At 35.1% G+C, this 13,373-nt stretch carries 12 protein-coding genes and 1 pseudogene; 12 read left to right on the plus strand and 1 reads right to left on the minus strand.

From position 1 onward, the window contains the following. Positions 1 to 104: 104 nt before the first annotated feature. From topA to FAF07_RS12060, 7 genes are all read left to right on the plus strand, one after another. Positions 105 to 2,609, plus strand: a complete 2,505-nt coding sequence (gene topA, locus FAF07_RS12030) for a type I DNA topoisomerase (RefSeq protein ID WP_142785336.1) — start codon at positions 105 to 107, stop codon at positions 2,607 to 2,609. A gap of 168 nt (positions 2,610 to 2,777) precedes the next feature. Continuing rightward, on the plus strand, positions 2,778 to 3,944 hold the full coding sequence (locus FAF07_RS12035) for a formimidoylglutamase (protein WP_142785337.1): 1,167 nt from the start codon (positions 2,778 to 2,780) through the stop codon (positions 3,942 to 3,944). Between the two features lie 163 nt (positions 3,945 to 4,107). After that, a complete protein-coding gene (gene porK, locus FAF07_RS12040) occupies positions 4,108 to 5,469 on the plus strand; it encodes a T9SS ring complex lipoprotein PorK/GldK (RefSeq protein ID WP_185956558.1) in 1,362 nt (453 codons plus the stop codon). Between the two features lie 85 nt (positions 5,470 to 5,554). Further along, positions 5,555 to 6,190 (plus strand): type IX secretion system motor protein PorL/GldL, encoded by a 636-nt coding sequence (porL, locus tag FAF07_RS12045; RefSeq protein ID WP_142785339.1) that lies wholly within the window; start codon positions 5,555 to 5,557, stop codon positions 6,188 to 6,190. Positions 6,191 to 6,236: 46 nt separating this feature from the next. Further along, positions 6,237 to 7,793 carry a type IX secretion system motor protein PorM/GldM gene (porM, locus tag FAF07_RS12050; protein ID WP_142785340.1) on the plus strand — a complete coding sequence of 519 codons (1,557 nt, stop codon included), beginning with the start codon at positions 6,237 to 6,239 and terminating at the stop codon, positions 7,791 to 7,793. Between the two features lie 54 nt (positions 7,794 to 7,847). Then, complete coding sequence (porN, locus tag FAF07_RS12055; protein ID WP_142785341.1) at positions 7,848 to 8,738, plus strand: type IX secretion system ring subunit PorN/GldN; 891 nt, start codon at positions 7,848 to 7,850, stop codon at positions 8,736 to 8,738. Positions 8,739 to 8,851: 113 nt separating this feature from the next. Next, entirely contained in the window at positions 8,852 to 9,892 is a 1,041-nt protein-coding gene (locus FAF07_RS12060) for an NAD(P)/FAD-dependent oxidoreductase (protein ID WP_142785342.1), read from the plus strand. Positions 9,893 to 9,898: 6 nt separating this feature from the next. Here the strand turns inward: FAF07_RS12060 and FAF07_RS12065 are convergent, their stop codons facing one another. Further along, positions 9,899 to 10,288 (minus strand): DUF983 domain-containing protein, encoded by a 390-nt coding sequence (locus FAF07_RS12065; protein WP_142785343.1) that lies wholly within the window; start codon positions 10,286 to 10,288, stop codon positions 9,899 to 9,901. Positions 10,289 to 10,374: 86 nt separating this feature from the next. Between FAF07_RS12065 and FAF07_RS12070 the strand changes: the two genes are divergently transcribed. The 5 genes and pseudogenes from FAF07_RS12070 to tnpA all read left to right on the plus strand — a co-directional run. Further along, a complete protein-coding gene (locus FAF07_RS12070) occupies positions 10,375 to 12,285 on the plus strand; it encodes an ABC-F family ATP-binding cassette domain-containing protein (protein ID WP_142785344.1) in 1,911 nt (636 codons plus the stop codon). A gap of 88 nt (positions 12,286 to 12,373) precedes the next feature. Then, complete coding sequence (locus FAF07_RS12075; RefSeq protein ID WP_142785345.1) at positions 12,374 to 12,565, plus strand: hypothetical protein; 192 nt, start codon at positions 12,374 to 12,376, stop codon at positions 12,563 to 12,565. A 1-nt stretch (position 12,566) separates the two neighbouring features. After that, positions 12,567 to 12,689, plus strand: coding sequence for a hypothetical protein (locus FAF07_RS18995; RefSeq protein ID WP_262710931.1), 123 nt, complete (start codon positions 12,567 to 12,569; stop codon positions 12,687 to 12,689). Positions 12,690 to 12,964: 275 nt separating this feature from the next. Continuing rightward, positions 12,965 to 13,090 (plus strand): BfmA/BtgA family mobilization protein, encoded by a 126-nt coding sequence (locus tag FAF07_RS18690; protein WP_394344976.1) that lies wholly within the window; start codon positions 12,965 to 12,967, stop codon positions 13,088 to 13,090. Next, positions 13,086 to 13,346 (plus strand): annotated as a pseudogene (gene tnpA / locus FAF07_RS12080) (IS200/IS605 family transposase); the annotation flags it as partial. The gene FAF07_RS18690 and the pseudogene tnpA, both read left to right, overlap by 5 nt. Positions 13,347 to 13,373 lie beyond the last annotated feature (27 nt).

The raw sequence follows: 13,373 nt of genomic DNA on the forward strand, positions 1-13,373 counted from the left end.
TTATTAATATGCGGGTTTTATTAGGCATCAATATAACAGATAATCTGTAAAATTAGGCAGATAAACTTTTTTTCATATACATTTGTAGCTTCAAAAAATCAAGTATGGCAAAGAATTTAGTGATTGTTGAGTCACCTGCAAAAGCGAAAACTATTGAAAAGTTTTTAGGAAAGGATTTTAAAGTAGAATCTAGTTTTGGACATATCTCAGATTTACCTTCAAAGGAATTAGGGGTAGATGTAGAAGGTGATTTTCAGCCAACCTATGAAGTTTCAAAAGATAAAAAAGCAGTTGTAAAAAAGCTTAAGGATCTGGCTAAAAAGGCAGACTGGGTTTGGTTAGCAAGTGATGAAGATAGAGAAGGAGAGGCTATTGCGTGGCATTTGGCTGAGACTTTAAAACTTGATAAGGACAAAACAAAACGTATTGTTTTTCACGAAATCACAAAAACGGCCATTCAAAAAGCGATTGATAATCCAAGAGGGATTGATTACGACCTGGTAGATGCACAACAGGCACGTCGTGTCCTGGATAGAATTGTGGGTTACGAGTTGTCCCCAGTACTTTGGCGAAAAGTGAAAGGTGGTCTATCGGCAGGAAGAGTGCAATCGGTTTCTGTAAGGTTGATTGTTGAAAAGGAAAGAGATATTCAAGAGTTTACCCCTGTGGCGTCCTATAGAATAGATGCTGAGTTTTCCAACGAAGATGGGCAAACATTTAAAGCGAAACTTCCAAAGAATTTTTCAACTAAGGAAGAGGCCAAAAAATTCTTAGAAAAGAATGCTCCAGCAGATTTCAAGGTTTCAGATTTACAAAAGAAACCAGCTAAAAAATCACCTGCAGCGCCCTTTACAACATCCACATTACAACAAGAAGCATCCCGAAAGTTATATTTTTCAGTAAGTAAAACCATGAATATGGCGCAGCGCCTATACGAAGCTGGTTTAATAACTTATATGAGAACAGATAGTGTCAATTTATCTGATGAGGCCAGAAAAGGTGCAGAGGCAGAAATTAAAGATGCTTTCGGATCGAAATATAGTAAACCAAGAAATTACAAAGGGAAATCTAAAGGCGCACAAGAAGCGCATGAGGCCATCCGTCCTACAAATTTTACGACCCATTCTGTAAATATAGATCGAGATCAAGCGCGTTTGTATGATTTAATTTGGAAACGGTCGATTGCCTCCCAAATGAGTGAAGCGGAGTTGGAACGTACCAATGTTAAAATTGAGGCGTCAACACATAAGGAAACATTTACTGCCAACGGGGAAGTCATCACTTTTGATGGGTTTTTAAAAGTGTATTTAGAAGGTACGGATGATGAAGATGTTGAGCAAGAAGGGATGTTGCCAGCAATGAGAACTAACGAAGTTCTTCTTAATAATTACATCACCGCGACTGAGCGTTACACGAGACCGCCAGCGCGCTACACGGAAGCATCTCTCGTTAAAAAGTTGGAAGAATTAGGTATTGGACGTCCTTCTACTTACGCGCCAACTATTTCTACTATACAAAATAGAAATTATGTAGAAAAAGGCACTGTTGATGGGGTTGAGCGTGACTATGCACAACTCACTTTGAAAAACGGGAAGGTGAATGATAAAATGTTATCTGAAAAAGTAGGTTCAGATAAGGGAAAATTGGTGCCCACTGATATTGGGATGATTGTTACAGACTTTTTAGTCAATCATTTTGAAACCATTTTAGATTATAATTTTACAGCGAAAGTAGAGGCTGATTTTGATGAGATAGCAGAAGGAAAGGAAGATTGGAGAAAAATGATGAAATCGTTTTATAAAGACTTTCATCCAATCGTTGAAGACGTAAAGGAAAATGCCGATAGAGAATCTGGAGAGCGCATTTTAGGAAAAGATCCAAAAACGGGAAAACAAGTCAGTGTCCGTTTAGGTAAATTTGGTCCCATGGTGCAAATTGGTACTGTGGATGATGAGGAAAAACCTCAATTTGCTAGCTTGAGTCCAGATCAGCAATTAAATACCATTACGTACGATGAAGCCATGGATCTGTTTCAACTTCCGAAAAATTTAGGAACTTTTGAAGATAAAGACGTAGAGGTGAACAATGGTCGTTTTGGACCTTACGTTAAATTTGGCGATGCTTTTGTATCATTACCAAGAGGCACCGATCCTTTAAGTGTGGAGTTGGACGATGCGATTGTTTTAATTAAAGAGAAACAAAAAGCAGATGCCCCAATATATATGTATCAAGATTTACCAGTCCAAAAAGGTAAGGGCCGTTTTGGGCCATTTATTAAATGGAACAATATGTTCATTAACGTGAACAAAAAATATGACTGGGATAACTTATCTGATGAAGATATTGTTGAATTGATTGAGACCAAGATCCAAAAGGAAATAGACAAGGTGATCCATAACTGGGAAAATGAAGGTATTCGGGTTGAAAAAGCCCGTTGGGGCAGACATAATGTGCTTAAAGGAAAGATAAAAGTAGAATTGCCCAAAACAGTTGATGTTTCCGATATGACTTTAGAAGAGGCCAAAGCTTTAATTGAAGCTAAAGCACCAAAGAAAAAAGCCGCCAAGAAAAAGGTTACCAAAAAGAAAGCGACCACAAAAAAGAAGTAACCTGAATAACAATAAGTTAACGATTTCGTGAAATAGAAATAGTCAAATTATTAATATGATTACGATACGTCATAATTTTTATGTTAACCTTATATAAAATTTCATTTATTCTATTGATATTTGCGTAAAATATAAAACCAAGAAAATAGAAAAATAAGCATTCCCTCAATGAACTTTAATTTTCTTTCACCAGTTTCAGATTTGATATTGGCTCATAATCAATTACTTCCATTGCAAGCACTGGGGAGAAAACTCCGCATTCATTCTGCGCAAAACGGAATTCCAGATTTAGATGATGTTCAGGTGGCCATTCTTGGGGTAATAGAAAACCGAAATGATGTTAATTATATTGGAGAAAAGTTTCAATTAAATGAGATTAGAAAATCATTTTATAGTCTTTATCCAGGAAGTTGGAATACCACTGTAGCAGATTTAGGAGATATAAATAGCGGAGAGAGTGTTGAAGATACTTACTTTGCCTTAAAAACAACCATCTCAATTTTATTAAAAAAGCATATCATTCCTGTAATTTTGGGTGGCAGTCAAGATTTAACCTATGCCAATTATAGAGCGTATGACGATGTTATCCCCATGGTTAATATTGTGAATGTGGATTGCAAGTTCGATTTAGGAGATTCCGCCAAGCCTATAAAGAACAATAGTTTCGTAGGGAAAATCATTTTAGACCAACCTTATAACCTATTCAACTATGCCACTATAGGGTATCAAACGTATTTTAATTCGCAGGAAGAAATCGATTTAATGGACAGTTTGTATTTTGAATCCTATAGACTTGGTCAAGTATCCAAAGACATTACTATTGTTGAGCCCGTAATTAGGGATGCCAATCTTGTGAGTATTGATTTAAGTGCTGTAAGAAGTTCAGAATTAAGTTTAAATCAGAAATATTCACCTAATGGCTTAAATGGAAAAGAAATTTGTGCCGTTTCACGCTATGCAGGTATAAGTAACAAGGTGACCTCTTTTGGAATATATGAATATAAGCCTTCAAAAGATGATGAAATTACATCGATGTTAGTATCGCAAATGCTGTGGTATTTTATAGAAGGTGTTAATTATAGGGTGCAGGATGATGATTTTAGCGATGACAGATACTATCAAAAATTCATCACTTTGGTTGATTCTCAAGAATTAATCTTTTATAAAAGTAATAAAACGGGACGATGGTGGATTGAAATCCCTTTTTTAAAAGAAGTCAATAATAAATTGAAGAGACATACGTTATTACCTTGCATGCATCAAGATTATCTGGATGCTTGTAATAATAAGCTGCCAGAGCGCTGGTATAAAGCGTTTCAAAAGAATAGCATATAGTAGTAATAAACGGACAAATATGTGAATTTCATCGATGAAATGTGAATTTTTCACGATGAAATGTAGATTTTTTGTTCAAATAGTTGTTTTTTTAAAAATATATAAATATGTTTACGCTCTCGAAATTGAAGCTTAAATAATTAACCTCGAGTTTTCTATGGATATGAAGAAGTTTATATTATTAACCGCAGTAGTAGCATTACTGGCAAGTTGTAGCTCAAGTGATAAGGGCGAGCTAGTAGGTGTTAAAGGAAAAAAATGGCATCCAGAAAAGCCATATGGTATGGAACTTATACCAGGAGGGGCTTTTATAATGGGAAAAGCCGATGACGATTTAGCAGGCATCCATGATGCTCCTGCAAAAACGGTGACCGTGAGAGCGTTCTATATGGATGCGACCGAAATTACCAATAGTGAGTATCGTCAATTTATAAATTGGGTAAGAGATTCCATAGTACGAACTAAACTTGCTATACTAGCAGATGAAGTTGGTAAAATACCTGAAGATGGTGGTATTGGTGAATTCGCATTTAAGGATGCCGATACAGCTAATATGAGTGTTTACGAAAAATACATGTTCGAAAACTATACGGGATTAGGTCCAACAGGATATGAAGGCAGAAAATTAAATAAGGATATTGATTTAATTTTTGATATTAATGATTACCCAGATGAATGGTATACCGAGGTTATGGATACCATGTATTTACCTTTAGAAGAGTCATATAATGGTCAACGCACTTGGGATGTTAAAAAATTCCAATTTCAGTATACCTATATGGACATTCAAAAAGCTGCTAAAAACAGAGATTTACAACGAAAGGATGTAATTATAAAAGAGCAGGTAGAAATCTATCCAGATACAACTGCTTGGATCAGGGATTTTGCGTATTCTTATAATGAGCCTATGCACAATGATTATTTTTGGCATGATGCGTATGGAGACTATCCAGTAGTAGGTGTTACTTGGAAGCAAGCTAAAGCATTCTGCCAATGGAGAACGCTATATAAAAATTCACATCAAAAGTCTAGAGGTGCTCAAATGGTAAATTCATTTAGATTACCATCTGAAGCAGAATGGGAGTATGCAGCTCGTGGAGGTTTGCAAGCCGCAACCTATCCATGGGGTGGTCCTTACACTAAAAGTGATAGAGGCTGTTTTATGGCAAACTTTAAACCTGTAAGAGGGGATTATGCAGCAGATCAAGCATTATATACCGTTGAAGCAAAATCGTATGAGCCTAATGATTATAATCTTTATAATATGGCTGGTAATGTTTCAGAATGGGTAAATGCATCGTACGACCCATCGTCTTACGAATATATTTCAACTGTAAATCCAAGTGTAAATGACAACAATAACCAACGTAAAGTAGTTAGAGGTGGTTCTTGGAAAGATGTGGCTTATTATTTACAAGTAAGTTCAAGAGATTATGAGTATGCTGATTCAGCAAGAAGTTATATAGGATTCAGAACAGTGCAAGATTACATGGGGACACAAGGTACTAACGGCGCTGGAAATTAAATAGAACAAATCAAATCGAAATTAAAATTAACACTATTAATTAACCTACTTAAGTATTCGTACTTAACATTAAAAATCGAAAATTATGGCAAAGTCAAAAGCGAGTAAAAAGTTTATGAATATGGCTTACGGATTAGGAGCATCCATTGTAATTATTGGCGCACTATTCAAAATTATTCACTTTGAAATTGGACCTTTAACAGGTAACGTGATGTTAACTATTGGTCTTGTAACCGAAGCAATTATTTTTGCATTATCTGCATTCGAGCCCGTTGATGACGAGTTGGATTGGGCATTAGTTTATCCAGAATTAGCTGATGGAGCATCTGGTAAAAAAGAAAAAGAGAATCCTCAAGGCATATTATCTAAGAAGTTAGACGAAATGTTAAAAGACGCTAAAATTGATGGCGAACTAATGGCAAGTTTAGGCGATAGTATCAAAAACTTTGAAGGTGCCGCAAAAAATATGTCTTCTACAGTAGATTCAATTGAAGCTACTAAGAAGTACGGTGAAGAATTATCATTGGCCGCAGCACAAATGGAATCATTGAACAGCTTGTATAAAGTACAATTAGAAAGTGTAAACAAACAAGCCACCATTAATGAGGAATCTATTGAAAACGCAGCTAAATTAAAAGAGCAAATGCAATCTTTAGCATCTAATTTATCATCATTAAATGGTGTGTATGGCGGTATGCTTTCTGCAATGAACAAAAACTAATTAGGGGTTAATCCCAATTTAATATTAACTAAAAACCTAATTAGAAATGGCAGGAGGAAATTTATCACCACGACAGAAAATGATTAACTTGATGTATTTAATATTTATAGCGATGCTAGCTTTAAATATGTCAAAAGAAGTGCTTTCAGCATTTGGATTAATGAATGAAAAATTAGTTGAATCTAACGAAGCTACTACGTCACGTAATGAAAGTTTTATGGCGGGCCTAGAGCAAAAAGCGGTAGATCAACCAGAAAAATACGTGCCTTTAAAATCTAAAGCAGATCGGATTGACGAATTGGCTACTGATTTTAACGCCTATTTAGAAGGTTTAAAATCTAAAATGACTGCCAAACTTGATGATCCTACGGATTATGAGATTATGGATAAAGGAGATTATTTAGATGAAAATTTCTTTAAAGGCGATAAACTTAAACCAGAAGGTGAGAGGTTTTTAGCTGAAATGGCAAAGTTTAGAAACGGTGTTTCCGAAATTTTGAAAGGAGAGAAAGGTATGGAAACTGTCATTAAGGATGTTAACGATAAGTTTGCAACAGAACCTGTAAAGCGAGACGTTGGTACTCAAGATTGGTTAGATTACCATTATAAAGGGTTTCCTTTAGTGGCCTCATTAACTAAAATGACGCAGCTTCAAGCAGATATCAAAACGACAGAATCTGAAGTATTGTCAAATATGTTACAAGGGACACTCTCAAGTGAGGTTTCTATGACGAATTATACAACAATTCTTAAAACTTCAAAATCGGCTTATTTTAATAGTGAGCAATTTGATGGAGAAATTGTTTTAGGAAGAACAGATGAAAGTACAAAACCAAGTAGAGTTGAATTGACTCTTGATGGTAGAAAACTTACCGAAAACCAATATACTATCGAAGGCGGTAGAGTAAAATTAAAAGTTGGTACTGGTGGAGTAGGCGAACACAAAATTGAAGGGAAATTAATCTTTGCTCAAGATGGAGAAGAGATTGAAGTACCAGTTGTACAATCATTTGCTACCGTGGCAAAACCCAATTCAGCAACCATCTCTGCCGATAAAATGAATGTGGTATATAGAGGTGTGAAAAACCCTATGACTATTTCATTTGCAGGTATTCCAGACAATAAAGTGAACGCAAGTGCACAAGGTTTATCAAGAGCTGGAGGAAGCAAGTATGTCATGGATGCAACAACTATTAAAGGTAGGGAAGTAACCATTAATGTTACAGGTAAAATTGACGGACAAACCGTTAGTGATAGAGCAACTTTTAGAATTAAAGATTTACCAAAACCAACAGGAACTGTAAGAGGTGAAGACGGTGCTATTAAAATGCAACGTAACAGTTTAGAAATCTCTACAGTTGGTGCGAAATTTGATGATTTTGATTTTGAATTACCTTTACGTGTAACAGGATTTAAATTTAAAGTTCCCGGACAACCAACAATTAATGTTAATGGTAGTAAGTTAGACAGTAGAGCTAAAGCGGCATTGCGTAAAGCAAAACGTGGTTCAGATGTCACTATATTCGATATTGAAGCAAAAGCTAGTGGTGTAAGTGTTATACTTAAAAAAGTATCTCCAATTATCATAGAGCTTACAAACTAAAATATTAGGATTAGCGTTATCATAGAGTACCTAGTAATTAAAATGTATAAGAAGATGAATTTTAAAAGTGTTTTATTAACCGTTACAACCGTTTTTACTGTAGCAAGTGTATCTGCTCAAGCAAATATTCTTAATGCTAAAAGCCCTGAGGAAATTGGGGTGAGAACAGAAGCGCAGATTGCAGTAGATAACGATCAGCCATTAGAATATGGTTACGTTGACGATAGAGATATTCTATTTTCTAAAACGGTTTGGGAAAAAGTAGTGCTTGATGAGCGTGCAAATTTCCCATTATATTACCCTATTGATACCAATAATATTGGTAGCGACAGACGGTCATTATATGACGTACTTATGTTGAATATCAAAAATGGTAATATAGATAACATTTATGATGATTCGTATTTTACAACAAAACGTACTTTAAGGGATATTGAAGCTGCATTAGTAAAAGTTGATACTACCGAACTAGGGATAGAGCAATTAAATGCAGGTGAAGAATTATCGGCGGAATATATTGATAGAAGAGATATTACCGCTGCAGATATTAGAGAATATCACATTAGAGGCCTTTGGTACTTTGATAAACGTCAAGCCGAAATGAAATACCGTTTGCTGGGGATTGCTCCAGTAGCGCCAGATGTTAATTTTATTGATGAAGAAGAGCCGGATTTAGTACCACTTTTTTGGGTGTTTTTCCCAGATGCCAGAGCCGTATTACACGAGGCAAAAGCCTTCAATAATGAAAATAGTTCCATGCCATATTCTTTCGATCATATCTTAAATGCTAGACGCTTTCACGGATATATTTATAAAGAAGAAAACGTGCAAGGTGATAGAAAAATTACCGAATACGTTGCAGATAATGCATTGATGCAATTATTGGAATCTGAACGTATTAAAGATAAAATCAGAGATTTTGAATTAGATATGTGGACGTATTAAGTTCTTCTCCTTCTCGTCATAATTATTAAAAAACGCCCACCACATGTGGGTGTTTTTTATTTCATCATTTCAGAAAATATTGAAATATAATTTCTACGTAACTTCGCAAAATTATGACTGTAGATTATATCATTGTAGGCATTGGTTTAGCAGGAATCAGCTTTTGTGAACAATTGAGAAAACACAACAAGACGTTCGTCGTGTTTGACGATCAGTCTCAGCAATCCTCTGTGGTTGCAGGGGGCTTGTATAATCCCATAGTATTAAAGCGTTTTACAGGCGTTTGGAAAAGTAAAGAACAACTGTCAGTAGCTCTAAATATGTATGGACAACTGGAAATTCTATTAGGTGTCAAATTAGATTATAAAATCCCGGTCTATAGAAAATTTGCATCCTTAGAAGAACAGAATGATTGGTTTATGGCAAGCGACAAACCACAACTTTCAAAATATCTTTCTACAGAATTAGTAAAAAACTCAAAAGCATGCATTAGTGCACCTTTGGGTTTTGGAGAAGTTTTTAAAACAGGCAGAATAGACACAAATACTCTCATTGATAATTATAAGTTATTTTTGAAGAAAAACAATCTACTCATTGAATCTCGTTTTGATTACGATCAAATTAATTTGAATAATAAGGTCGTTCAATATAAAACTACTGAATCGCGGTTTATAGTTTTTGCTGAAGGCTTTGGTGTTATAAAAAATCCATACTTCAGCAATTTACCATTAGTGCCTACAAAAGGGGAATTACTCACTATTCACGCGCCACAATTAAAAGTGGATTATGTCTTAAAATCGAGCGTTTTCATCATTCCGCTAGAAGACGATCTGTATCTTATTGGTGCCACCTATGATTGGAAAGACACCTCTAATAGCATCACAGAAACTGCTAGAGAAAGCCTTTTAAGTAAATTGAACACCATTATTAGTTGTCCCTATGAAGTGGTAAATCACGTTGCCGGAGTGCGGCCGACGGTTAAGGACAGACGTCCTCTAGTTGGGCAGCACAAAGCTCATAAAAACATGTATGTTCTTAATGGCTTAGGAACTCGTGGCGTCATGATTGGACCTTACGTGTCCCAAGCACTATACAACTTTATTGAAAACGGAGAACCTATGGATAGGGAGATTGATATTAAACGCTTTGAATAAGTAATTCTAATTATTCTTTTTTGCCAAGGATTTATCGTAATGCATAAAAAAGTTAATCCAAATATTTCTTGAAAGCCTTAATATAATTGGCATAAAAACGATCAGCGTCGCTATTATTGAAATGAAAATCACATGAATACTCGCTTTAAATACAAAATACGATATTACAAAAGCTGCTGTTGCAAAAGCAATACCTACAGGGTAACTCACGTACATAGAGCCATAAAAAAAAGAGGGTTCCATTTTATATTTGGTTCCGCAATTACTACAAGCTTCGTGCATTTGTAACGCTTCGGAAAGCACGTAGGGATTTTTATTTACAAACATGCTTTCTTCATGGCATTTTGGGCAAGTACCCGTTAAAATACTATATAATTTTGTTCCTTTATTAAACATAATAATTATGTATTTTTGCAACCGCAAATATTGAGTAAAAATACTATTTAAATCACGAAAACTCAGTAAAAAAAAGTTACATTTCTATGATGAACATTCACAACTTATCCATTTCATTTCAGGGCGAATACCTGTTTGAAGATATCACCTTCAAACTAGGGAATGGAGATAGAATCGGTCTTATTGGTAAAAATGGCGCAGGTAAATCTACGATGCTTAAAATTTTATCAAAAGAAATGGAACCAGACTCAGGCCAGATAGCTGCAGATAAGGAACTCAAGATCGGATTTCTAAAGCAGGATATCGATTTTGTATTAGGGCGAACTGTTTTAGAGGAAGCCTACGAAGCCTTTGTTGAAATTAAGCAGTTAGAGTCCAAAATGGATACCGTTAATACGCAACTTGCTGAACGTACCGATTATGAAAGTGATGGGTATCATCAGCTTATGGTAGATATTAATGAGCTGCAACATCAATATGAAATATTAGGAGGCTATAATTATCAAGGGGATACTGAGAAAATTTTACAAGGCTTAGGTTTTAAACGTGAGGATTTTGATAAATTGACTGATACATTTTCCGGAGGTTGGCGAATGCGAATAGAATTGGCCAAATTACTACTTCAGAATAACGATATCCTATTATTGGATGAGCCTACAAACCATTTAGATATAGAATCTATTATCTGGTTGGAAGGGTTTCTTAAAAATTATCCTGGTGCTGTGGTTATTGTCTCTCACGATAAAATGTTTTTAGATAACGTGACCAATAGAACCATTGAGATCTCATTAGGGCGTATTTATGACTATCCTAAACCTTACACAAAATACTTGGTGCTTCGGGAGGAGTTAAGAACCCAACAATTGGCATCTCAAAAAAATCAGCAAAAACAAATAGAGCAAACAGAGAAGCTTATTGAAAAGTTTAGAGCAAAGGCTTCAAAGGCCACTATGGCGCAATCGTTGATTAAAAAATTAGATAAAATCGACAGAATCGAGGTTGATGAAGATGATAATAGTGTGATGACACTTAATTTTCCTGTTTCAATAACGCCTGGAAAAGTAGTTATCGAAACTGAAGGTATTTCAAAAAACTATGGTAATAACCAAGTTTTAAAAAATATAGATTTACTAATAGAGCGCGATAGCAAAACAGCTTTTGTTGGTCAAAATGGTCAAGGTAAATCTACTCTAGCTAAAATTGTAGTAGGAGATATTAAGTATGACGGACATTTAAAACTGGGGCATAATGTTCAAATAGGCTATTTTGCTCAAAATCAAGCGGAATATCTTGATGGGAATAAAACGGTTTTAGACACCATGATTGATGCCGCTAATGAAACTAACCGAAGTAAGGTTAGAGATATTTTGGGGTCATTTCTTTTTAGGGGCGATGAAGCCGATAAATACGTTAGAGTACTTTCGGGTGGTGAACGCAACAGATTGGCATTGGCCAAATTAATGTTGCAACCCTTTAATGTTTTAATCATGGATGAGCCTACCAACCACCTCGACATCAAATCTAAACATGTTTTGAAGGAGGCCTTGAATCGTTTTGAAGGCACCCTTATTTTAGTATCGCACGACCGGGATTTTCTGCAAGGATTAACTAACAAGGTGTACGAGTTTAAGGACCATAAGATTAAAGAATATTTGGGTGATATAGATTATTACTTAGACCAACGTAAAGTTGAAAGTTTGCGTGAAGTTGAAAAGCGCACCGTGGTTAAAACAGCACCTAAAGTGAAAAAACAGCAATCTTATGAAGACCAAAAAAAGCTAAAATCCTTAAACAATAAGTTGAGCAATGTCGAGTCTAAAATCAATCAGTTGGAACGCGATATAAAAAAGATAGATTTAGATCTTGAAATAAACTATGAGGAAGTGACTTCTAAATCGAATTTTTTTGAGAGTTATCAAAAAAAGAAATCTGATTTACAGGGATTTATGAGTAAATGGGAAGATATCCAGTTGGAAATTGAAGCGCTAGATAACTAGGTCTTTTAAGTTTTTTTTAACTTTTAAGCACAAGTTAAGACCGTTGCAAGGCATTGCGAGTTTTTAATAAATTTCGTATCTTTTGTTTATGGAATTAGTAACTCACCCAACCTTAGCTGATAGCATTTGCGATATCCGTTCACGAAAAATAAAGCGTACCTTTTTCACTCAAATTAATACACTTTTAGATTGGCAATCCATCATAAAAGTCATAAACAAGCACTATAGCAAAGGAAAAGTGCCACAGGAAAGCCAGTTACAATGGTTTACTGCTTTTTAAGATGAGCTTACTTCAAACTTGGTATGGATTAAGTGATTATGAAGTAGAAGACCGTGTTAAAGTCAAAGCACATCATTTGATACCAAAATACATTTTTGATTTACTCATGAAATTCATACATTAATAAGACTAGTAATCTAGTAAATGAGCAACTGATTTTTTATCAGTTGTTGGAGAATTTTGTCAGCCTTTTACTGACAAGATTTGTAGAGCAAGAGGGTAACACGCTAAAGCGATGTTGCATTTTTAGATTGCTTCGAAAAGCCCATAAACAAAGGGTTTTGGGGGATTTTAGATTTAAGGTGTTTTTAAGTTTTTACTAAAAAATGCTGACAGCCCAGTAAAACTAATAAAATTTTTAGTAAAAAATGGATAAAGGACGTGAAAAAAGAAGCATTTGTGACTGTAAAGATAAAAGCCGCAACCGTTCAGAAATTTAGAATATTCTGCAAGAACAATGCAGCATCTCAATCTATGAGCTTACATCAAATGATCCAGTTCTTTGAAATTAATGGAAAATATTGAAAAGCGATTTGAAATAAAGTTTTTAGAGATAGGTTCAGATGAGAATCACGTTCATTTTTTAGTTCAAAGTGTTCCAATGTATTCTCCAAAACAAATAGTACAAACTATCAAGAGTATATTAGCAAGGAAGATTTTCCGTCTTTATCCAGAAGTAAAAGAGCAATTATGGGGAGGACAATTTTGGTCAGATGGTTATTATGTAAATACGGTAGGGCAATATGCAAATGAAGAAGTGATAAGGAACTATTTGGATAATCCGGAATAGGTGGTTCACTTTTACGGT

The organism is Changchengzhania lutea (assembly GCF_006974145.1).
Classification (GTDB): Bacteria; Bacteroidota; Bacteroidia; order Flavobacteriales; family Flavobacteriaceae; genus Changchengzhania; species Changchengzhania lutea.